Raw genomic sequence first — 22841 nt, 5'->3', positions numbered from 1 at the left:
GAGCGAATGGTATGGGTTTATTTAATAATCAATTTGCAAATGTTGTAGAATGGAATGAGACACGTGATGATGTCATTTTTTGGATGTGGCGAAATAAAGAAATTAAACGTGGCAGTCGTTTAGTGATTCGTCCTGGACAAGATGCTATTTTCTTATTTAATGGCAAGATTGAAGGGGTATTTAAAGACGAAGGAAATTATGAAATTGAATCGGAAATTGTTCCATTTTTAACGACGTTAAAAGGCTTTAAATTTGGATTTAATACGCCTTTACGTGCTGAGGTTTTGTTTGTGAATACGAAAGAGTTCTTAGTTCGATGGGGAACTAAAAATGCTATTAACATGCAAAATCCAAATTTAAAGGGTGGATTACCGATTAGAAGTTTTGGAACATTTACGGTGAAGGTAGATGATTATTTAGCGCTAATTGATCGTATGGCAGGTGTGAAACAACAGGTTACAGTGGATGATGTCAAGGAGCGTGTATTATCAAGACTCGATCAACTCTTAATGCGTTGGATTTCAAAAGAAGGAAAAGATTTATTTAATTTACAAGCCAATGCATATGAAATTGCTCGTGGGATTAAAATGGATTTAGATATGGAACTGTTAAAGCTTGGATTAACTGTAACAGAGTTTACAATCTCAAGTTTTACTTATCCTGAAAATGTTCAAAAAATGATTGAAAAAACAGCTTCATATGAAATGGTTGGCGATATGAATCAATATCAAAAAATGGCGATGTTAGATTCGATGACGCAAAATCCTGGTACTCAAATGGCGTCGATGGCGCAAGCTGGAGTAGGAATGGCGATGGGAATGGAAATGATGAAGCAAATGGGTTCAATAGCCTCAACACAGGCCCAACAAGCGACTGAAAAATCAACTGAAGTGTCTTGTCAAGGATGTGGGTATCATTTGCAAAAAGAGGCAAAGTTTTGTCCTGAATGTGGAATGAAAGTTTCAGAGAGCGTCAGTAAAAAATTCTGTCCTGAGTGTGGAAATAAAGTAGCACAGGGAGCGAAGTTTTGTAATGAGTGTGGATTTAAATTAAATTAAAAAAGACTGAGCATTGATGCTCAGTCTTTTTTTATTGAACGTCTTCAGTTGTGGTATCCGTTGGTTGTGTTTCATCTGTTTGTTGAGGCATTAAGATTGATTCAATCGAAATACCATCTAATTGAAGGTTGTTAATATCATATCCAAGTACCTCAAGAGCAGCCTGAACACCGGCAGAATATCCTTCTGTATATCCTTGTTCAAAGTGTTCAGATTGTTCTTCTTCTAATCCGATTTTGAATTTTTCAGAAGTACTTAAAACATGGTTTGTAACTGTTACTTGTTGAATATAGAATGATTCTGATTCATCCATTGTATAGTTTGGAACAATTAATGTTTCAGGATCAACATAAGTCGTATCATAAGCAGTTTTATTGATTCGAACACGGCTATAGTCTGTAAAGTTTTGACCTTGAACAATTAAGTTTCCTTCTTCATCATTATAGACGTTTGTAATGATAATATCTTTAACTCCCATTTGCATTTTTGTGGGTTCAAATGGGTTAATACCATCATAAATGTATTGGTCTCCATAAAGCATATCATACTGTAATAACTTTAGATTATCTTGGTAGTCTTCACTATCTTGGAATTGTTGATGATAGTTAACAAGTGTTCCTGTATGGATGTCTAATTGGTTTAAAACGTGAGCCCCTAATTGGTAGGCCTCGATATCTGCATCTTCTTTTGGTAAGTTGAAGTTGTTCCAAATGACATATTCTGTTTGGAAGATGTCTCCATTTGATAACTCTTCATCCGTAATATCAAGCGTTGGTAAGTGATCGCCATACATCACAAGGACGGTATCTTCAGGAATCATCGATAGGGCATTGATTAACTCTCCAATGAATTGGTCCATTTCATGAATTTCGTTGACAAAGTATTCAAATGACGTTAAACGAGCTGGATCATCTAAACCAGATAACGTGATGGTTGAATGATTCTCAACAGGTGTATCAGGATAATCCCCATGTCCTTGAACCGAAATCGTATAAATATAATCTTGATTTTCAGTGGCATTTAAGGCATCTACGATGGATTGTGTTAAGTATTTATCTTTTGCCCAACCAAGTGGTGTTGTTTCCTCAATGTTCATGTATTCAATTGACGTAAAGGTATCAAACCCTAACATTTTAAAGACTTTTTGGCGCGTATAGAACGTTCCCTTATTATTGTGAATGGCATGTGTGGTATAGCCAATTTGTTTTAAATCGTAAGGGATACTTTCAGCTGTAGTTTTACGTAAAATAGTTTTGTATGGATACTCTCCAGGTCCAAAGTATTCAAGGTTCATTCCTGAAATGGTCTCAAATTCCGTGTTTGCTGTTCCGGCTCCAATAGACGGAACACTTAAGAATCCAGATGAGAATTGTTCTTTTAATTTTCTGAAGTTAGGAACTGGATCTGATGAGAACTCAAGATCTTTCATGTAAGTTGGATCGAAGAATGATTCTAATTGTAACATGATAATGTTTGGTGCTTGTTTTTGAGTAACCTGTAAGTTGTTATCGGTACTAACCGTTAAACTTGAGTCATCAAATTCGTTATCATTTGTATCGACATTTAAACTGTTAAAAATTTCTTTTACTTTTTCTTCATTATAAGTCAGTGGGCGTTTAATCCCAGTATTTAATAACGTATTTGAAAAACAGTATGGGAACCCATAATCTAAGTAAGCAAAGGCAATGTTACCAAAGTATGTTGCAATAACTTCTGATTTAATTGCACTCGTTGTGATGAAAGTAAACGTAGCAATTCCAATGGCAAAGATTGATAAATTCTTTTTGTAGTTTACTTTTTCTTTTGATTTAGGTGCGAAGAAGAAAGTCACGATAATCCCTATAACGGCAAGGGCGATTCCAACAACGATTAATCCCATTTGGAATTTTGTAAAATATTTTTGTAAAATATCAAACGTCGAAGAAATTAATTTTAATTCATTTGCCGTAAAAGGTGTCACACGATTATTTAACACAATCCCGTTTGTAATTCCACCCGCTAACCAAATGATAGAAATTAAAGCGAATAAGGCAATTTTACGACGTACTAAAAGAACGAGCGATAAGGTTAATAAGATAATGGCCGAGTTGTATGCAAATACAACAGGTGATTCTATTAGATAATGAAAGGCCGCACCCACAGAATGGCGACTAAATGACTCAATTAAAAAGTTTAAAACAAATGATGAGATGATACATATAAAATAGAAATTATAAAAATACTTCTTCATGAATTCTTTCATTTGAAACCCCCATAAATTAATAATCTTTATGAAACAAATTTCAAAAAGATGTGAAATTAAGATAAATTTTCCATTTAATTTTGGCTATAGATAGCCTAAATGACATTTTAACAATGGCTTCCTATAAAATCAAATAGAAAATTTTAGGAAATGGTAGAACACAAATATATATTATACATAAAAAGTAAAATATTTCATTATTGCTTTTAATTATTGAAAAATATTTAGATTGTTCTTTAAGTTATTCTGAAAAACATAAAAATTGTAAACGTTTTGTTAAGGAAAGGTTAAGTTTTTGTTGAATATTTGTCGTTTTTTGTAAATAAAATGAGTGAAAAGGAATTTAGATTAAGAAACCAAATAGATTCCTTTTCACAGAATGAAGAGGAGGTAAAGTAGGGAGAAAATCGATTTGTATAATTAAGTGAAGGAAATCTTTAGATTCCATAAGTCGATATAGATTCAAATCATCAAAGATTTTTAACATTTTAATAGACAGCTTTACTGGGGTTAATAGTCTATTCTCTTCAAAAATGGAACTCGACCAAAAGCTACAAAAGAATATAAAAAACGAAGAGCCAAACATAATGAGGGAATGAAGAAAGAAAGACATATATAAGGATATTATTTTTATCAGGAATAAAATTTTGTAAAAACACGAGTTTGTTAAATAATGGATATGGTTTTTGCCATAATAAAAAGTAGAGCGAGAGTTGCTCTACTTTTTAATTCGAAAGCATACAATTAAATTGCTTTTGGACGTAAACATTCTGTGATACGAGAAACTAATTTTTCTTTTTCGTTATCATTACTTCCGTTCCATAAAATTTCAAACATAACTCCAAGTCCTGGAAGTGTTTTTTCTTCTCCAGATTCAATAGCATCCATGATTGTTTCACGAATTTCATCGTAATTAGAATCATCAAGGTTTGCAATAACAGCTTTTCTTAAGTCAAAGTTCATAATAATCACCTCGTAAATAGTTCTTTCGGCTATATTATTTCACATTCTAAAAAACTTATACCCTTACTTTTGGGATTGATATTCTTTAGAAAGTTCAACATATAGGAGGGCATTTTCAATATTGCACTTGAGTTCTGATTCGGTTAAAGGACGAATGATTTTCATTGGGTTACCGAGGGCGAGGTGATTAGCTGGTACTTTCTTATTAGGTGGTACCACGCAACCGGCACCAACCATGGCGCCCGTTTCAATGATGGCTCCATCTAATATAATAGCTCCCATGCCAATTAAAACATCATCCTCTATTGTACAGCCATGTAAAATAGCACCGTGACCAATCGTAACACGATTTTTTATGAGGGTTGGGTGTTCTTTAGTGACATGGATGCAGACAGCTTCTTGAAGGTTTGTTTGTTCACCCACGCAAATGGTATTTAAATCAGCGCGCAGGACGGCGTTATACCAGACACTCGATTCTTTTGACAAGATTACTTTTCCAATAAGGGTGGCATTATGTGCGATAAATGCAGTGGAATCAATTTGTGGAAGATTATTCTGGTAAGAAATCATTTTATTGTTTCCTTTCTTTAAGAGGTTTTGTAACTTTTTAAATTTGTTTGGAAAGTTTCAGGAGTTATAGTAAAATAATAAGGTATGACATTAAAAAACGAAAGAGTTTTGATGTAGAAAGTAGGTCGAAGATATGGGGAATCGCTTTTTAAAGGGTGCGATGGTTTTAAGTATTAGTATGTTTTTGACTAAATTCTTAGGTATCCTTTATGTTATTCCATTCCAACAGTTAGTTGGAGAATCAGGTATGGCGTTATACCAATATGCCTATATACCTTATTCTTTATTCATAAGTTTATCTACCCTCGGAATTCCTGTTGGAATTGCTAAATTCGTATCTAAGTATAATGCAGCGGGTGAGTATGATACAGCTCGTAAAATGTTTAGGTATGGTATTTATTTTATGATTGGTCTAGGATGTGTTGGTTTCTTACTGCTTTATAATATAGCTCCGTTTTATGCACAGCATGTTTTGGCAGGAGAGAGTAAGCTAACCAATTCGGTCGAAGATGTCACGATGGTGATTCAAACGATAAGTTTTGCTTTGTTAATTATTCCAGTAATGGCGATCTTTAGAGGTTTCTTTCAAGGAAATCAAAATATGATTCCCACTTCAGTTTCACAATTTTTAGAACAGGTTGTTCGAATTGTTTTTATTTTAGCGGGTTCTTACTTTATTATTAATATTAAAGGTGGAACAACTGAAGAAGCGGTTGCTTTTTCCGTGTTTTCTGCTTTTTTAGCTGGCGTTATCGCTTTTGGGACACTGTACTATTATTGGCTGAAAAATGTAAAAGGGTTCAACCGTTTATTAAAACAGTCTGTTCCGCATGAAGAGCGAGATTATACGAAGTTGTTTACGGAATTAATCTCATATGCAATCCCATTTGCTATTTTAGGGTTAACAACTAGTTTATTACAAATGGTAGATCAATCAACATTTAATGAATATATGCTTAAAGGTGGTTTCCCGACAGAAAAGGTAGAGGTAGCCTTTGGAATGTATGGTGGAAGCTTATATAAAATTATTATGATTCCAGTTTCATTTGCTATCGCATTTGGGCAGCCATTAATTCCAGAGTTAACACACTATTTAACCTCTGGAAATATGAAACAAGTTCGTAAAAATTTAATGCTTGCGATTCAGTTGACATGTTTTATTACAGTTCCAGCTGTTGTTGGGATGTCTTTATTAGCTAAGCCTATTTATATTTTATTCTTTAACTCAAGTACACCGGGATATAATGAAATGGGAGGACAAATTTTCTTACTTGGATCATTACTCGGATTATTTATGGCACTTTATAGTATTGTCACTGCCATTTTACAAGGAATAGGTGGGCAATGGTATGGAATTGCTTTCTTGGTTGTGGGATTACTTATTAAGTATGTTGGAAATGTCATTTTAATCCCGATGTTCTATGCAGACGGTGCGACTTTATCAACCATGCTGGCTTATACGTTCTGTATTGGTTGTAGTTTATATGTCATTAAACGTAAGACAGGATTTAAGTTGACAGCACTGGCTCGTCGCTTAGTTGCGATTTTTGTGTTTGTGTTTGCGATGGGGATCGTTGTATCTTTAGTGAAGTTAATTTTAAATCAAATCCTTCCATATCAAGAACGATATGTTTTTTCGATTTTATATGTTGCCATTACAGGTGTTATAGGAGCAGGCGTGTACTTCGCCTTAGCATGGTATTTTGATTTACTGACGAATCTATTTGGAACGAAATTTTCACTTGAATCATTGAAAAGACGCATATCTAAGAAAAAATAAGGAATAATGTAGATATATTCTCAACTTGATGAGGGTGAATCGGATGAAAAGAGCAATTCTATTTTTTGTATTAGGGTTTGTTGTTGCTTTTTATGTCATGATGAATGGTAGTGGCTCTTCATCACATCCTATGAGTCAATCTCAAGAGGAACGGGTATCTCATGTCGTAAATGCTTTAAGCGAGTTTAGTAGTGATGTGAAAACATGGTTGTCAGGATTTAAAAATCATGAAAATCCCAAAGAGGAGTCAACGATGAGTACGTCCCTTACTGTTGATTATGATGCGGCTTTGAAAATTGTATCCGAAATGATTGAAGATATTGGATTACTTTTAACCGATGATCAAAAAGCAGCATTAGAGCAAGAAGTCAATCAACTATACCGTCAAAATTTATTGAAAGAGTATGGTGATTCAACTGAAAATCCTATCTATCGTGAATAAAAAAAGGCTGTATCTTAATGGATACAGCCTTTTTAAATGGTGTTATCGGGTCTAAAACCTAGATAACTTTCTACTTTACGAAGACGAATATTAATATTATCGACACGGTTATAAATTTCATCAACTTCATCACGATAATCGTCTAGTGGTTCGTAACTTTGAATAGGTGTTTGAGATTGAGATTGATAATAATTTTGGGCAGGTGCTTGAGGTTGAGGTTGGTTATAGTTTTGGGCAGGTGTTTGAGGTTGAGGTTGGTTATAGTTTTGGGCAGGTGCTTGAGGTTGAGGTTGGTTATAGTTTTGGGCAGGTGCTTGAGGTTGAGATTGGTTATAGTTTTGAACCGGTGCTTGAGGTTGACTAGTGGCAGGACGTAAGTTTAGTGTGGATGGTTCGTGACCTAATTCGTCAAGTGTGGGTTGAATGAGAGAGGTGAGTTCATTATATTTCCCAGGAAATGAGTTGCTACTTCTATCAATTTGAGATTCGTTGCTTGAAAATGTATTTTGAGTTGGGTTATTAAAAGATTGATTATTTAGGAACGGATTTTGAGGTTGGCTGTTAAAGGATTGATTGGTAGGGAACATGTTTTGAGGTTGATTGTTAAAGGATTGATTGCCGGGAAACATGTTTTGAGGTTGATTGTTAAAGGATTGATTGCCGGGAAACATATTTTGAGGTTGATTGTTAAAGGATTGATTGCCGGGAAACATATTTTGAGGTTGATTGTTGAAGGATTGATTGCCGGCGAACATGTTTTGAGGTTGGTTATTAAAGGATTGACTGCTAGGGAACATATTTTGAGATTGAGTATTAAAGGGCATTTGATTAGGTTGGAAATTGTTAAATTGAGGTTGGTTACCCATTCCTCCAAATCCTTGAGAACCTGGAAGCCCTGGACCTAAATTATTAGGGAATTGCATTCTATTCACTCCTTGGGGTGGTGTTTTAGGGCTATTTAAAAATTGATTGAGATAAAATTGTTCCATTTCTTCAATAGGTGATTGAGCATTTTTTTTATTTTTACCAAACATGGGCGAAGCCCTCCTTTCTACAGGTACTATATACTATGATTTGAAAAGTAAATGTGTTATGATAATTTGGGTAAAAACCGTTTAATTATTAAAGTTGGAGGATATAACATTGCGTTTAGATAAATTATTGGCTCATACAGGATATGGAACACGTACTGAAGTAAAGAAATTATTAAAATCAAAAGAAGTTAAAGTTGATGGTGTCGTGGTTAAAGATGCAAAAGTTAAAGTCGACTTATCAAAACAGTGTGTGACGGTGTTTGATGAAGTCGTGGAATATCGTGAGTTTGTTTATTTAATGATGAATAAGCCACAAGATTGTTTGAGTGCAACTCGTGATCAGAGATATCGCACAGTCATTGATTTGTTAGACGATTATTATTTAATGTTTGATGTAGCACCTGCAGGACGCCTTGACCGTGATACTGAGGGATTAGTGTTGTTAACGAATGATGGGAAGTTGGCCCATGAAATTATTTCTCCGAAAAAAGATGTTTATAAACGATATGTTGCACATGTCACAGGCGAGTTGACAGATGAAAAACTAAACCAACTAGAAACAGGTGTTGAAATTTTAGATGGAACAGGTGAGGTGTTCTCAACTAAACCCGCCAAAGTGAAAATTTTGCAAAAAAATGATGAATGGACTGAAGTAGAAATTTGTATCACAGAAGGGAAATTCCATCAAGTTAAGCGTATGTTTGCAAGTGTTGGCGGGAAAGTTATTTATTTAAAACGATTAGCTATTGGTGGGTTAGAGTTAGATGAATCACTTGAACTAGGTGAATATCGTGAGTTGACAGATGAAGAGTTAGCCCTTTTAACTTTTGCACACCAAGAGTAATAGTTGTTGAAAAGATTAAATTAATCAACTGAAGAGGTGGAAATAATGCGTGCTGATTTACACGTTCATACGAACATTTCAGATAGTTCTTTAAGTACAGAAGCAACCCTTTTATTAGCGAAAGAGCGTGGTTTAACGCATGTTGCGATTACGAATCATGATACTGTTATGGGGCTCAAAGAAGCAATTGCATTAGGAAAAATGATTGGCATTGAGGTCATTCCAGGGATTGAAATTAGTGCTTATGATTTTAATAGACACGTGAAAGCACATATTTTAGGCTATAATTTTGATTTAGAGGCGCCTCATATTAAGGCATTAGTAGATGAAACGAATCGTCTTCGAGATGAAAATACGAAATGGCAAGTTCAACAGTTGATTGAAGCGGGATATGACTTAACGATGGAAGAAGTTGCAAAGAAGGCCAAAGCTAGTACTGCCTTTTATAAGCAACATATTTTTGATGTCCTAATAGAGAAAGGTTACACACGTGATGAGTTAAAACCGTTATTTAAAAAAGGTGGACTTTGTGATCGTGTGATTACGTATGTAGATGGGCGTGATGCAGTGAAAGCAATTAAAGCAGATGGTGGAATTGCTGTTATTGCACATCCTGGACAATCAAAGTCGTATGATATGATTCCAGATTTAGTAGAAGTTGGATTGGATGGGATTGAAAAATATCATCCCGATCATCAAGCGTTAGATTATCAACGTATCGATGAATTAGTGAATCGATATCAGTTGATTATAACGACGGGATCAGATTTTCATTTTACTTATGGACCTAATCGTCCGTTTGGAACACTCGTCATGGAAGAGTTGCCATTTAAATTAAACGAAAAATAAAAGTGGATGTGTCATCCACTTTTTTTAATGCTAGGTAGGGAACATTCACAATTAAGGCAAGTTGTGATACAATATGACTCGAACTAAAATGAAAATATCGATTTTTGATGAAAAAGGTAAAAAATAGTAGGAACTATTTAGAGATATGAGAAAGGCAACGGTGATAATATGCGTTTACGAAAAGTTAAGGGAGCAGCAGAAACAATTGCAGCACATCCAAATATCGTGGTTCAAAATGAAAAAGAATTAAAAGGGAATTGGCAATCCGTTTTTGAAAAAGAGCAACCTCTTTATATTGAAGTTGGAATGGGAAAAGGACAATTTGTGATTGGAATGGCGCAAAAAAATCCTCATCTAAACTTCATTGGAATTGAAAAGTTTGATTCAGTTATGGTTCGTGCACTTGAAAAAGTGATAGAAGCAGGAGAGTTACCAAACTTGAAATTATTAAAAATTGACGCAGATGAGTTAACAGAAATTTTTGAAGAAAATGAAGTAGCAGGCGTTTACTTAAACTTCTCAGATCCATGGCCAAAACCACGTCATGCAAAACGTCGTTTAACTCATGAAAACTTCTTAAAATTATATCAAACGATTATGAAAGAAGACGGGGCAATCCGATTTAAAACAGATAACCGTCTATTATTCGAGTACTCGTTAGCGAGCTTAAGTCAATACGGGATGATTTTACAAGATGTGGCGCTTGATTTACATAAGCGTGAAGATTTAGAGTGGAATGTGATGACAGAATATGAACAAAAATTTAGTGCTAAAGGTCAGCCAATTTACCGTTTAGAAGCTGTTTTTGCTCAAGAAAAGTAAGAGGATTATGTTGTGAAAATTATTGTGGGATCAACAAATAAAGTAAAAGTGAATGCCGCTAAAGAAGTTTTAGAACCATTTGGCCATGAAATCATAGGTGAAGAAACAGAAAGTGGTGTGTCAAATCAACCGTTTAGTGATCAGGAAACGGTGGAAGGAGCTTTTAATCGTGCTTCTTTAGCCTGTCTTCATGGTGATATTGGGATTGGACTTGAAGCAGGTGTTGAGGAACTTAATGGCATTTATTATTTGGTAAATTGGGGTGTTTTAAAAACGTCTGACCAACAAGTGTTTTATGCTGGAGGAACACGTTTACCTTTACCGATAGAATTGGTAACTCCATTGAAAGAAGGAAAAGAACTTAGTGAAGTGATTGATGCATATTCAAATCGTGTCGATGTTCGTTCTAACGAAGGGGCTATTGGAATTTTAACGGCTGATTTTTATGGTCGTAAAGAAAATTTTGCGCATATTATTCGACTTTTATGGGGACAATATTTATATCTTCAAGAATGTAAAAAATTATAATTTGTGATTGAATCGCTCTCTATGGTATAATAAAGTTGTATTATGCTAAAAGGGGGCGATTTTTTGTCGAAACAAAATAAAGATGTTAAATCTAATTCCAAGCATCAATCTAACACGACATCAAACCAAATTAAGCAACAACTAAATGAGTTTACCAACTCTTCGAAACGAAAATTACAAGCTCTGAATCTAAAAAACAGATTAAAAATTGATCGATTTAAAACGAAAATTTCAGAATCGAAAGTCGATTCTCTATCATATACAACACCTTTACAGACGCAAATAAAACCTCATGATTTACGTATGTTAAATCGTTTCACGACCATTTTTAGTGGCGTAGTCATTACAGGATTAAGTGTGGGGTTATTGTTGATGTCACGTCCGATGATTACTGAAGCTAATTTTGAGACAAAAATGCAAGAGAGTATTGACTCTGCTTTTCATTATTCAGTGATGGAATCTAATACTAAAAATGATAGCATTACTTATCATACACCACGCCAATTTAAGTATTTATATTCACTTGGTGTCAATGATATTATTAAATATAAAGACAATGAGATTATAATGCACTATAATAATCAGTATAATATTATTGGTCAAGACATGGATACTTACTATTTGCTTCGTGATGAAAATAAATCCGCAGGTCAAGAAGTCTTTTATAAAAACTTTAGCAATGGTGAACAAAATGGATTTGTTCAATTAGTTAAAATGGAAGAAAAGTATCTGTTAACTGTGTTTGTAGATGGCACTAAATTATCTGCTCTTGTGGATTACGAAGAAACACCTTATATGACTTATAATATGTTAGTAGTCGCGAAAACTGTTAAGAGTACACAACCAGAAACTTCTACAGCTACTGTAGCGACAGGGACTAATCAAGTCATTCCTGAGACATCTGAAGCAGCAGATGCTAAAAGTTCAACTCTCCTAGAGGTTCCTGCAATGAGTATGGATGAGTCGGGCCATGTTGAAACAAATATGGAACCTGTCACGGATGGGGAACTTTCGACTGTAGAAAGCGAACATGTTATTGATTTTGATTTTAGCACTGAAAAAAGAGGCGAATTTACAGAGACAACACAAGATTCAACTCAAAATTCAGTCGCAACAGAAGAGGGGAATACAAGTGACGGAAATTAATAGTATTGAACAATTCAAAGAATTAATTCAAAATGGTAAGTCCATTGTATTATTTACAGCAAACTGGTGTCCAGACTGTATGGTGATTAAACCATTTATGCCAGCAATTGTTGAAAAATATTCAGATTTTAAATTCTATACAGTGAATCGTGATAATTTAATGGATTTATGTGTAGAACTTGATATTTTTGGAATTCCAAGTTTTGTGGCATTTCATAATGGAGTTGAATCAGGACGCTTTGTCAATAAAGATCGCAAAACTCGTCAACAAATTGAAGACTTTATCGAATCTTTAGTTTAATTCAAAAAATATAAAAATCACCGAGGAAATCATCGGTGATTTTTTTTTCCAATCTTGTGAAATACAGGGTTTTTCATGTATAATTAAGAGTAAACAATTGGGTAATTTAGGGTGTGAAGATATGAAAAAACGTACAATCTTTGATATTGAAAAAATTGGTTTTGGCGATGAACTAGATTTAGTACCTAAAAAGGCACCATCAAAACCAAAATTAGAAAACAAAGAAATAAGAACATCATCGACTATAGTGAGAACATCGTCGAGTCATAAACAGGTAATGAAGCAAGATGAAATCGAACTGCCTGTTACGAAACAAAAAGCAGAAAGAACTAAAATAACCTCTTCACCCAAATCATCAAGATTTAAACCCGTTGAATTTGTTTCACCTATAACAGGACGTCGGGAAAAAAGGCCGAAGTATGTTCAGTTAGCATATGGACAATATCAGTTTTCAACATCATCTGTTGTTGAAACAGTTGAAGATGCAATGAATGCCTTTTCGAATCAAGGTGATTTAGACTATGATTTACAACAGTACGAAAATCAAGAAATGGGAACTGCCGAACTTACAAACAACTTAAGTTCAATTGAAAAGTTAGAAGAAGAGGTTTTAGATGTCTTAACGAATCCGGAGGATGAATTATTTGTTTGTCCCTGTGATACAGTTAAGTCAAACTCTAATACGTTGGAAGCAGATGAAACAAAAAATGATTTACAACTTTCATCGCCAACAACACAGACATCAGATCAAGAATCATCGCTTGAGGTGATTAAGAATCTAACTAATCATCAACAAGAAGAGATTGAAGTAAAGACGTCATTAATTAAACAAACAGAAGCGGGAATTATCATAACACCCTCTCAAATGCCGAGTGATGCGGAAGAGGTCGTTTTAGTTGAAACTCCATTGCATGACTTAGAAGAGACGACAGATGACATTGACTCTTTTGAAGATGAGAACTTCTGTGATGAAGTCCTAGATAGTGTACTGATTGAAGATGATGAACAAACGGTCACTTATTATGAAACACCTAATGCGTCATTATTAAGTGATGCAGATGATGAGCTAGTCTCAGATGACGATTGGATTTTAAGTAAAATGGATATTTTAGAACAAACCTTTAATGATTTTGGTGTTAAAGTTCGTCTAACAGGTGATTTTACACAAGGACCAACCGTGACTCAGATTGAAATTCAACCAGAGGCAGGAACTAAAATTAGCAAAATATCAAGTCTATATAATGATTTAAAACTAAGTTTATCGGTGGAAGAACTTCGAATTGAACCTATTCCAGGAAAAAATATTATAGGGGTTGAAATTCCAAATCGTAAACGAAAAATGGTACGATTGAAAGAGATTTTATCGACTCCAGAGTTCATGCTACATGAAAGCCCGCTTTGTATCGGATTGGGACAAGATATTGCAGGGGAACCCACTTATGTTGATATCTTAACAATGCCTCATGGATTAATTGCAGGGCAAACGGGATCAGGAAAAAGTGTTTGCATTAACACCTTACTCATTAGTATCTTAATGAAAGCAAGCCCTGAAGATGTCCGCATTATGTTAATTGATCCTAAACGTGTAGAGTTAGCTCCATATAATCAAATTCCACATTTAGTGACACCGGTGATTGTTGATGCCCAAAAGGCAGCGATGGGATTAAAGTGGGCGGTTGATGAAATGGAACGTCGTTACGAATTATTTGCAAGTAATGGAGTACGAGACATTAAGTCCTTTAATAATCGACGTCATGAATTTGAAATGACCTATCCAAAGCTTCCATATATTGTGATTGTTATTGATGAGTTAGCTGATTTAATGATGGTATCTGCACAAGAGGTTGAAGATTATATCATGCGTATTACGCAAAAAGCTCGTGCAGCTGGAATTCATTTAATAGTGGCAACTCAACGTCCAACGGTCGATGTCATTACAGGAACGATTAAATCAAATATTCCTTGTCGTATTGCATTTGCTGTAGCCCAAGGAAATGACTCTCGTGTCATATTAGATGACATGGGAGCTCAAAATTTACTTGGTCGCGGAGATATGCTTCTTTTAGAGAGTGGATCAAAGGCAAAACGTGTTCAAGGAGCTTATGTATCAGATGAAGAAATTGATGCTGTTGTTGAGTTTGTGAAAAATCAAGGGAAACCTCAATATTTAATTGAAGATGAAGTGTTTGAAAAAGGGAGTAATGGGATTAAGACAGATTGTGATCCCATGTTAAAAGATGCTATGAGATTTTTCTTCGAAAAAGGATATGCAACAGTGTCTTCCTTACAAACCCGTATGGCGATAGGCTATAATCGTGCAGCTCGAATCATTGATACCCTTGTCTTAAATGGATGGATTGGAGAACCTAATTCATCAAATAAACAACGTGAGATTTTGATTTCTCGTGAAGAGTTCGAATCAATGATGGATGAGACACGGATTTAAACATTAAATACCCTTATTTTTGAACCGCCTTTAGGTCAGACATTTGACTAAAAGGCGGTTTCCAAATAATATAGAAGTGATATAATATAAAAGAAATAATCGTTAAAGCGAGATAGGAGACGATTCATTATGAGTCAAAGATATCATCTCATTGGGATAAAAGGTTCAGGAATGAGTGCGTTAGCACATATTTTATATGACATGGGGAACTATGTTCAAGGATCAGATATTGAGGAAAAACTATTTACTCAAATTGGATTAGAAGCAAAGGGAATCACCCTATATCCATTCGGAAAATCAAAGATTGAACCAGATATGGTTGTGATTATTGGGAATGCGTTTAAAGATGACCATGTGGAAGTGATTCAGGCGAAACAAGCAGGTGCTAAATGTGTTCGTTATCATGATTTTTTAGGAGATTTAGCCTCTAATTTTACATCGATTGCGATTGCGGGAACTCATGGAAAAACAACAACAACTGGGTTATTAGCACATGTATTACGCTTAAATTATCCAACTTCATATTTAATTGGAGATGGAACAGGAAAAGGTGTAGAAAATAGTCGTTTCTTTGTTTTTGAAGCCTGCGAATATCAACGACACTTTTTAGCATATCGACCTGATTATGCTATTATTACGAATATTGAACATGATCATCCTGATTACTTTACAGATATTGATGACGTTTTAGATGCCTTCAATGTTTTTTCAAATCAAACCAAAAAAATGGTCATTGCATGTGGTGATGATCCGGAAGTTAAAAAACTACAAACTTCAACGAATATGATGACTTATGGACTAGAGTCACATAATAATGTAGTCGCTAAAAATATTTTAAAAACGGCTGAGGGAACAGCTTTTGATGTGTTTATTAATGGTGAATTTTATCATACCTTTAACACGCTATTTTTCGGAGATCACATGGTATTAAATAGTTTAGCGGTGATTACTGTTTGCTATTTAGAAGGATTAGAAGCTTCAATCATTGATAAAGATCTAAGATTATTTGAAGGTGTTAAACGACGTTTTGCCCAAAAGAAACACCATACACAAATTATTATTGATGATTATGCTCATCATCCAACGGAAATTGCTGCAACGTTAAAAGCAGTTCGCCAGAAATTCCCAGACCGTGATTTAGTTGCAGTATTCCAACCTCATACTTTTACACGTACCGCTGCCTTTATTGATGAGTTTGCACAAAGTTTAAATTTAGCTGATCACATTTATTTAACTGATATTTTTGGGTCAGCTCGAGAAAGTAGTGGGAGTGTAAGTATCCAAACATTAATTGACAAATGTCATCATGCCAACTTAATTGAAAAGGAAACAGTTGAACAATTACAACAACATCAAGACTCAGTTGTGGTGTTTATGGGAGCTGGAGATATTAAGAAGTATGAGGATGCTTATACAAAATTACCTTGGAGAGTTAAACGTTAAGGTCCTAGGAGAGTTGAAAGGATAGGGAATTTATGACATTTACGATCACGTTATCAGACTTATTAATTTTAGTTATTATGACATGTTTAATTGTTTTAACCGTTTATCTTGTTTTTACACTAAAATCTTTAATTCGTTTATTGAATGAATCTACGACGTTAGTGAATGAAAGTTCTAAAATCGTTGAAGATGTACAAGAAAAAACAAAAGTTGTCGAAAACTATGTGACACAAGCGGTCGCAAATGGACAAGGTGTCTTTAAAGCTGTTTCATTCGTAAATAAAATGAAACGATAATACATAAACTATAATTTGTTATCTTATTTAAAAAAGAATGGAAGGTGTATCTAAATGAAAAAAAGAAATGTATTTGTATTAGGTGCCTTAATGGGTGCAGCGGCTGTGGCTTTATTAACACCAAAATCAGGTAAAGAAATGCAAAAAGAGTTATTAAACAAAGTAGACGAGATCCAAAATAAAATTAAAGATATCGAAATTGAAGATGTGAAACAAAGTTTTACAGCGAAATTAGATGAAATTAAAGACTTAGTCAATAACTTTGATTGGGAAAGCTCAAAATCAGAGTTAGAAAGCAAAGTGAATGATGTCAAAGAAAAGCTAAATGATATGCTTGTTCGTGTTGAAGAAGCAAAAGATACAGTGAAAGACGAGGTCAAATCATTCGGTGATGATTTAGAAGATGATTTTACCATTGTGATTGATGCTGTTAAAGACGGTGCGAAAGATGTAAAAGAAAAGGCAACAGAAGCTGCATCAAATGTTGTTGAAACAGTAAAAGAAGTAGCCATTGATGCAAAAGATAAAGCAAAAGTAGCTGCTTCAAATGTGGCGGATACAACAAAAGAAGTGGCGACTGATATGGTAGATGCTGTCAGTCAAGCAGCGCTTGAAGCTAAAAAAGAAGTGACTGACAATAAATAAAAAGGTAGCGAAAGCTACCTTTTTATTTTGGTTCTAATAAGTTGCAAAAATAGTGAAACTAGTGAGTAGATACTGTGGGATAAATTTTATTTGACATGGTTTAATTAATGGAGCTAGTTCATAGGCATACGTGGTAACGCCTGTAATTGAATTAGCATAAAAGATAAAGTCATCAACGTCAGGATCGAATAATCCCCATTGTTCTTGTGAATAACAGTATTGTATGAATAACTCTTTCATCGTATCAAACACTCCTATCTCAAGATGAATCCAGATGTATTTTTTATGATTGAAAAACTTTTGAATTCCCTACCAGTAGAGGATACCTCTTTGAGGGCAAGAAGCTCCCCACACGATTTGATTCCACATTTTATTAGATGAGTGCCTAGGTTAAGTAGCCACAAGGTCTTTAGTTTTTTCCTTCTAATGGGGAAACTCCTCGATGATAGAATATCTTAGTACTAAAGGAATCTAATCATTGAGACCGATTTGAAAAACATCAAGATAGTACTGTTTTATATGGTGGGGATTAATGTAGTTAAATTATATAATGATGAAAAAGTAATTTTTGTCGTAATTGGCACGAGAGATAAAATTAAAAATTAGGATAGGAGAAGTGACTCATGGTATTTGGATAATTTGTCTTGTGTTTGAAAGGCCATCTTATATTTTCCTTTTTCTAAGTAGAGATTAATCAAAGCAGTGGCATAACGTTCATATTGATGGAAATCTGCTGATTGGATGGCGACAGGGATTGCCTCTTTAAGTAGAAAAATTCGAAATAAGTCACCATAAGGATCATGAGTTAAGAATTCATAGTATTTAATCAAATAAATGATTTCTTGAGGTAAATCTTTATTTAGTTTAACTTTTTGTATCAGAGATACTTGCTTTGTTGATTGAGCTGACTGATAGTATAAATGGAGTAATTTCATTAATGAGGAGGGTGCAGTTGATTCTGAAAATAGCGCTTTTTTATAATATCTTTCGGCTTGATTGTATTCTTTTATCTTGAAATAATAGTCGCCCATCAAATTTAGTAATCGATTAAGGTAATGGAAAGGATCATCAAGTTTTAGTTGATGATAAAGCTTAAACATGAGGGGAGGAACCTTCGTATAGACGTGATTTTTGATGTAATCCTCACATAAGAGCAACTCGCATTCAAGGGTATATTTCATTAAATATCGACTTGAAAAGCCTTGGAGAGCATCGTTTAGATGATGAATAGCTTGAATGGAATGATTGAAATTGAAATAATATTGGGCTAAGTGTAAAGAGAGAAGTGAATTTTCAAGTTTTAAGTGCTGACTAAGTTTAAAGGCTAATCGATAATATTTAATGGTTAATATTAGGTTTTTAAGTTTTAAATGGTAGACTCCAACAAAGTGATAGAAGAGGAGACATTCTTCGAGGGACATATAAGGTTGAAAATTTAATAAGTATTCGTAGGTCAGATGAATCTGATTCAAATGAGATAAAGTCAGATTAATCACGAATTGTTTTAATACCGTCTGATAAGGGTACGGTTCGGACGATATTTGATAGATAGATTCTAAATAATGGAGGTTACCTTGATCAAGGACTAATCGAAATGAACTCAACCAGTCATGATGGGGACTTTTTTTTATGTCAGGGATTGAATCCAGAGTTAGGCGCTTGAGTAAATTTTGAAGGATTTTAGGAGAAGGGTGAATCATTCCTAACTCAATTTTGGATAAGGTTGCAGGAGTACAAATTTTATCTGAAACAAATTCGAGCGTTTGATGTTGCCTGATTCGAGATTCTCGAAGGGTTAACCCAACATGAGAAATTGGTTTTGGGGAATTAATTTTCATTTCAAGTACTTGTAAGGCATTTTTATAATAATTCATAGCGTTCTCCTTGGATATTCAAGATAGTTTTAATTTTAAAGCGCTTTATCGAATTATGGTATAGATAAATTTGCTATGAACATGGATAAAATTGATGAAAAAAGAGGGATGATGTACCATCATCCCTCTTTTGAAATTATTTAAAAGATTTAATTACTTTATTAGCAAGCCCTAAGTAAGCTAGACCGATTTCTTCATCCATTCCAAAAATAGATTGAGATTGTCCGTTTTGTGGTTGACCAATTGGTAGTTGTGCTAATAATTCAACCCCTAATTTTGTGGCCACTTTTTCTCCACCACCAGAACCGAAGATGGCATCAAACGTGTTGCTAACTGGATTTGGATAGTATGACATGTTTTCAACAACCCCTAAGATGTTATGTTTCAATGATTTCGCCATATAACCAGATTTAACAGCGATATGAGAAGCCGTTGGGTGAGGAGTTGAAACTACAATTACGTGAGCTTCTGGGATTAATTTTTGAATATCAATTGCGACGTCTCCTGTTCCTGGAGGTAAATCGATTAACATAAAGTCAAGATCTTTATCCCATACGACATCATTAAAGAAATGATTTAACATACGATTAAGCATTGGACCACGCCACATTAAAGGTTCATCATTTTCTAAGAAGAACTCTGTTGAGATGAGTGGAATGTTTTGAGCTTTTGGTGGGTAGATACGATTTTTGGCATCCACTTCAAATCCTGTTTTCTCCATTTCAAAAATATGAGGAATACTAGGACCGTAGATGTCAGCATCGATAATTCCAACTTTTTTACCCAAACGAGAGAGAGCAACAGCTAAGTTCGCCGTAACCGTTGATTTTCCTACGCCACCTTTACCTGATGTAATGGCGATGTACTGTGTTTTCTTTTCATTTAATGGTGTTTCTTCCTCTGATTTCGGAAGTTGCTCAAATTGTAACTTGATTCCTTTGAATTTATAATCAATTTTAACTAATTTTGCAATTTGACGGCTTAGTGTTTTTTCTTCTGATCCGCCTAATGTATCGATAGCCACAATTAATGTGACGATTGAATCCTCTTCGTTGACTGCTAAATGACGAATACTTTGTGTTTCGCCAAGAGATTTATTTGTACTAGGATCAACTAGTTGTTCTAATGCTTGTTTAATTTGATCTTTTAAACTCATGACCGATGTCTCCTTTGTTAATGTTCTGTGCTCATTATACACCAAAATCCTAAAATAAGTTAATGATTAACTCTTTAAAAAAATCGGGAAATTCTTAAATTCCGCTTGAATGAGAGTTGTACAGTGAGGTTCGGGTAAAATACAACTATAAGCAGCTGTTACCGCCTGCTCGTGAAGTAAGAACGGATGTCCCTTTGAATCAAATTTGCTATAAATGGGCACGTTAATTTGTTTCTTATGAAGTTTTAAATACTGTCTTCCTTTAGATGAAGCGCCTAAAATTCGAATATAAGGCGCTCCTTTGTCTAATTCCTGTACCAATTCTTTTGTGGTATGCGTCAAAATGTTAGCACAAATTCGTTGAAGTCTTGTTCTAGTATAGCGTTTTGTTTTAACTTTTTTCATAAAGTCTTCAAAATCTGTACTATCCATCATGGCAGCGTATAGACGATGCTCAATTCCTTCTTCAACGTCATGAATCATTTTTAAAGACCTAGGCGTTAGGGTTAAAATTTTCTGTTTTAGGAATGGAAAATAAGATTCCCACGTGTGATAGGTCTTGGTTAGTTCATAATTTTGTTCTAAAAGTTGATGCACTATTTTGGGAACATAGTTTTCATAAGGTTGCCCTGTTTCTCTTAAATGACGAATTGAGGTAGCACTCGAGAGTTCATGATGAGTAGGTAACACATCATGGTAATCACTATGAAGACGCTTGATGGTTTTGACGGATAGATTACTCTTTAAATCGTTAACGGCACGAATATAGTAAACCCCAAGGGTATTATTAGGCAGTGTTCCGAGTGTCGTATCTAAGTTTAAAGAGGTTAACGCTTTTTGATGAGCGAGTGGGACACTGTCCCCAAGTTTAATGAAGTTTTGAAGCTCTTTTTGAAAGTTTTCACTTTTAGAAATAGACTCCAATCTTTTTAAATCGTCAATTTTTCCGCTTTCGCTACCAAAAATTAAGTCATTCGCATGTATTTGTGTTAAAATAGAAACAGCCCCTTTAGCAAATAGGTCCGCGTGCTGGCAACTAAAGACATATGGAAGCTCGATCACTAAATCAGCTCCATTTGCTAAAGCCATTTTTGTACGTTCCCATTTGTTAATGACGGCTGGTTCGCCACGTTGAGTAAAATGCCCGCTCATTACGACAATTAATACATCTCCTTGAGATTGTTTTAAACTCTGTTTTAAATGATACAGATGTCCATTATGAAACGGATTATATTCAACAATTAAGCCAGTGGCCTTCATGGTATCACCTTCCTATTCATTATTATATCAAAGATGCATTGAGATTAATATGATGGATGGTTATATTCAGGTTAAGTGTCGGCTTAGACATAAAAAATTAAGATTAGTAAGACTACGACATCTTTTTTTGATTTGAGTTGTTGACAATGAAGAAAAAAGTATGTATAATGTAGTCTGTTGCAATTAGAGGTGATTGTAATGAAATGGGCTATCGCTCAGCTTATAAAACAAGGTTCACAAATCTTTGAAATTGACGAATTAGTTGATTTTTCAGATGTTGTGAAGCATCATGATGAAATTCGTAAACTATCGAAAGTTAAAGTCACAGGAACTGGACAATTACAAGGTAAAAAAGTAGTGTTCAACCTTCATATTGAAGGAAGCATGACATTACCGTGTGCATTAACACTTGAAGATGTAGAATATCCATTTAGCGTTGATACAGTTGAGATCTTCGTTTTAGATAGTGCTCTATATGAAGAAGGTGACGATGAAATCCTAGTAACTGGAACAACTGTCGAATTAGCACCGGTTATCTTACAAAATATCATGTTAGAGAAACCTTTACGTGTCGTAAAAGAAGGTGCTTACGAAGAAATGAAAAAACAAGGGATCGAATTCGAATCAGAAGAAGATTTGCACGAATCAGAACCTGTTCAAAAAATAGATCCTCGATTAGCAGTTTTATCAAAATTGCTAAATGATACTCAAGATAATTAGGAGGTGTCAAAATGGCTGTACCACAAAGAAGAACATCTAAAACTGCAAAACGTAAACGTCGTACTCACTTCAAATTAGAAGTACCAGGTATGGTAGCTTGCCCACAATGTGGAGAAATGAAATTATCTCACCGTGTATGTGGAACTTGCGGAACTTACAAAGGACGCGAAGTAGTAAAAACTGAAGAATAATACTTTGTTAATGGGCCCATTAATAAAGGTTTGGAGCCAGAGCAGAAATGCTCTGGTTTTTGTTTGTGGGGTCCCCATCCCTCGAAGAGGGTATCCTCAAATGATGGGGCTTTTCCTTATGGTGTTAAGTGACTTAACTCACCGCTTTAGTGCAACTATACTCCGTGCTCGGCGGAGTTATCCTTAAATGGTAGTCGAGGCGAGAGCAAAGACCATACGATAAGAAATAAT

General features: G+C 34.7%; 23 protein-coding genes. 15 read left to right on the top strand and 8 right to left on the bottom strand.

Features of this window, described 5'->3' with window-relative positions; translation table 11 throughout:
- Positions 1 to 11 precede the first annotated feature (11 nt).
- Positions 12 to 1058 carry an SPFH domain-containing protein gene (locus tag HMPREF9402_RS05325; RefSeq protein WP_009606798.1) on the top strand — a complete coding sequence of 349 codons (1047 nt, stop codon included), beginning with the start codon at positions 12 to 14 and terminating at the stop codon, positions 1056 to 1058.
- Positions 1059 to 1089: 31 nt separating this feature from the next.
- Here the strand turns inward: HMPREF9402_RS05325 and HMPREF9402_RS05320 are convergent, their stop codons facing one another.
- From HMPREF9402_RS05320 to HMPREF9402_RS05310, 3 genes are all read right to left on the bottom strand, one after another.
- Positions 1090 to 3300, bottom strand: coding sequence for an LTA synthase family protein (locus tag HMPREF9402_RS05320; RefSeq protein ID WP_006783603.1), 2211 nt, complete (start codon positions 3298 to 3300; stop codon positions 1090 to 1092).
- 744 nt (positions 3301 to 4044) lie between these two features.
- The gene (gene sspI / locus HMPREF9402_RS05315) at positions 4045 to 4263 is read right to left on the bottom strand and encodes a small acid-soluble spore protein SspI (protein ID WP_006783604.1); all 219 of its coding nucleotides are present in this window, start codon (positions 4261 to 4263) and stop codon (positions 4045 to 4047) included.
- 63 nt (positions 4264 to 4326) lie between these two features.
- Positions 4327 to 4833, bottom strand: coding sequence for a gamma carbonic anhydrase family protein (locus HMPREF9402_RS05310; RefSeq protein ID WP_006783605.1), 507 nt, complete (start codon positions 4831 to 4833; stop codon positions 4327 to 4329).
- Positions 4834 to 4966: 133 nt separating this feature from the next.
- Here HMPREF9402_RS05310 and HMPREF9402_RS05305 point away from each other — a divergent pair, with 133 nt between their 5' ends.
- Together HMPREF9402_RS05305 and HMPREF9402_RS05300 are read left to right on the top strand one after the other, a co-directional pair.
- Positions 4967 to 6613 carry a putative polysaccharide biosynthesis protein gene (locus tag HMPREF9402_RS05305; RefSeq protein ID WP_006783606.1) on the top strand — a complete coding sequence of 549 codons (1647 nt, stop codon included), beginning with the start codon at positions 4967 to 4969 and terminating at the stop codon, positions 6611 to 6613.
- Positions 6614 to 6656: 43 nt separating this feature from the next.
- A complete protein-coding gene (locus HMPREF9402_RS05300; protein WP_009606741.1) occupies positions 6657 to 7055 on the top strand; it encodes a hypothetical protein in 399 nt (132 codons plus the stop codon).
- A gap of 32 nt (positions 7056 to 7087) precedes the next feature.
- Here HMPREF9402_RS05300 and HMPREF9402_RS05295 read toward each other — a convergent pair whose 3' ends face one another.
- Positions 7088 to 8089: a hypothetical protein gene (locus HMPREF9402_RS05295; RefSeq protein ID WP_009606774.1), complete on the bottom strand. Its 1002-nt coding sequence runs from the start codon at positions 8087 to 8089 to the stop codon at positions 7088 to 7090.
- 109 nt (positions 8090 to 8198) lie between these two features.
- On the opposite strand from HMPREF9402_RS05295, the gene HMPREF9402_RS05290 reads away from it, so the two are divergent.
- The 10 genes from HMPREF9402_RS05290 (at position 8199) to HMPREF9402_RS05245 (ending at position 17409) form a co-directional block, all read left to right on the top strand.
- Positions 8199 to 8933: a pseudouridine synthase gene (locus tag HMPREF9402_RS05290; RefSeq protein ID WP_006783609.1), complete on the top strand. Its 735-nt coding sequence runs from the start codon at positions 8199 to 8201 to the stop codon at positions 8931 to 8933.
- 45 nt (positions 8934 to 8978) lie between these two features.
- Positions 8979 to 9782, top strand: a complete 804-nt coding sequence (locus tag HMPREF9402_RS05285) for a PHP domain-containing protein (protein ID WP_009606748.1) — start codon at positions 8979 to 8981, stop codon at positions 9780 to 9782.
- A gap of 168 nt (positions 9783 to 9950) precedes the next feature.
- On the top strand, positions 9951 to 10604 hold the full coding sequence (gene trmB, locus HMPREF9402_RS05280; protein WP_006783611.1) for a tRNA (guanosine(46)-N7)-methyltransferase TrmB: 654 nt from the start codon (positions 9951 to 9953) through the stop codon (positions 10602 to 10604).
- Positions 10605 to 10616: 12 nt separating this feature from the next.
- On the top strand, positions 10617 to 11132 hold the full coding sequence (locus HMPREF9402_RS05275; protein ID WP_009606763.1) for a DUF84 family protein: 516 nt from the start codon (positions 10617 to 10619) through the stop codon (positions 11130 to 11132).
- 63 nt (positions 11133 to 11195) lie between these two features.
- Positions 11196 to 12278, top strand: a complete 1083-nt coding sequence (locus HMPREF9402_RS05270) for a hypothetical protein (RefSeq protein ID WP_006783613.1) — start codon at positions 11196 to 11198, stop codon at positions 12276 to 12278.
- The gene (locus tag HMPREF9402_RS05265; RefSeq protein WP_006783614.1) at positions 12265 to 12579 is read left to right on the top strand and encodes a thioredoxin family protein; all 315 of its coding nucleotides are present in this window, start codon (positions 12265 to 12267) and stop codon (positions 12577 to 12579) included. Before HMPREF9402_RS05270 ends, HMPREF9402_RS05265 begins: the two co-directional genes overlap by 14 nt.
- 121 nt (positions 12580 to 12700) lie before the next feature.
- A complete protein-coding gene (locus tag HMPREF9402_RS05260) occupies positions 12701 to 15025 on the top strand; it encodes a DNA translocase FtsK (protein WP_006783615.1) in 2325 nt (774 codons plus the stop codon).
- 129 nt (positions 15026 to 15154) lie between these two features.
- Positions 15155 to 16468: a UDP-N-acetylmuramate--L-alanine ligase gene (gene murC, locus HMPREF9402_RS05255; protein ID WP_009606783.1), complete on the top strand. Its 1314-nt coding sequence runs from the start codon at positions 15155 to 15157 to the stop codon at positions 16466 to 16468.
- Positions 16469 to 16500: 32 nt separating this feature from the next.
- Positions 16501 to 16764, top strand: coding sequence for a hypothetical protein (locus HMPREF9402_RS05250; protein WP_006783617.1), 264 nt, complete (start codon positions 16501 to 16503; stop codon positions 16762 to 16764).
- Between the two features lie 54 nt (positions 16765 to 16818).
- Positions 16819 to 17409, top strand: coding sequence for a YtxH domain-containing protein (locus HMPREF9402_RS05245; protein WP_009606770.1), 591 nt, complete (start codon positions 16819 to 16821; stop codon positions 17407 to 17409).
- A 33-nt stretch (positions 17410 to 17442) separates the two neighbouring features.
- Here HMPREF9402_RS05245 and HMPREF9402_RS05240 read toward each other — a convergent pair whose 3' ends face one another.
- The 4 genes from HMPREF9402_RS05240 to HMPREF9402_RS05225 all read right to left on the bottom strand — a co-directional run bounded on the left by HMPREF9402_RS05240 (position 17443) and on the right by HMPREF9402_RS05225 (position 21699).
- Complete coding sequence (locus HMPREF9402_RS05240; RefSeq protein ID WP_006783629.1) at positions 17443 to 17649, bottom strand: hypothetical protein; 207 nt, start codon at positions 17647 to 17649, stop codon at positions 17443 to 17445.
- A 362-nt stretch (positions 17650 to 18011) separates the two neighbouring features.
- Positions 18012 to 19283: a helix-turn-helix domain-containing protein gene (locus tag HMPREF9402_RS05235; protein ID WP_009606766.1), complete on the bottom strand. Its 1272-nt coding sequence runs from the start codon at positions 19281 to 19283 to the stop codon at positions 18012 to 18014.
- Between the two features lie 136 nt (positions 19284 to 19419).
- Positions 19420 to 20439 (bottom strand): Mrp/NBP35 family ATP-binding protein, encoded by a 1020-nt coding sequence (locus tag HMPREF9402_RS05230; protein ID WP_006783627.1) that lies wholly within the window; start codon positions 20437 to 20439, stop codon positions 19420 to 19422.
- Positions 20440 to 20505: 66 nt separating this feature from the next.
- Positions 20506 to 21699, bottom strand: coding sequence for a nucleotidyltransferase (locus HMPREF9402_RS05225; protein ID WP_006783626.1), 1194 nt, complete (start codon positions 21697 to 21699; stop codon positions 20506 to 20508).
- A 198-nt stretch (positions 21700 to 21897) separates the two neighbouring features.
- On the opposite strand from HMPREF9402_RS05225, the gene HMPREF9402_RS05220 reads away from it, so the two are divergent.
- Positions 21898 to 22419 (top strand): YceD family protein, encoded by a 522-nt coding sequence (locus HMPREF9402_RS05220; protein ID WP_006783625.1) that lies wholly within the window; start codon positions 21898 to 21900, stop codon positions 22417 to 22419.
- 11 nt (positions 22420 to 22430) lie between these two features.
- Positions 22431 to 22610 (top strand): 50S ribosomal protein L32, encoded by a 180-nt coding sequence (rpmF, locus tag HMPREF9402_RS05215; protein WP_006783624.1) that lies wholly within the window; start codon positions 22431 to 22433, stop codon positions 22608 to 22610.
- Positions 22611 to 22841 lie beyond the last annotated feature (231 nt).

Origin of the sequence: Turicibacter sp. HGF1, from assembly GCF_000191865.1 — a bacterium.
Classification (GTDB): domain Bacteria; phylum Bacillota_I; class Bacilli_A; order MOL361; family Turicibacteraceae; genus Turicibacter; species Turicibacter sanguinis.
This window is presented reverse-complemented; position numbering and strand designations above follow the sequence as displayed.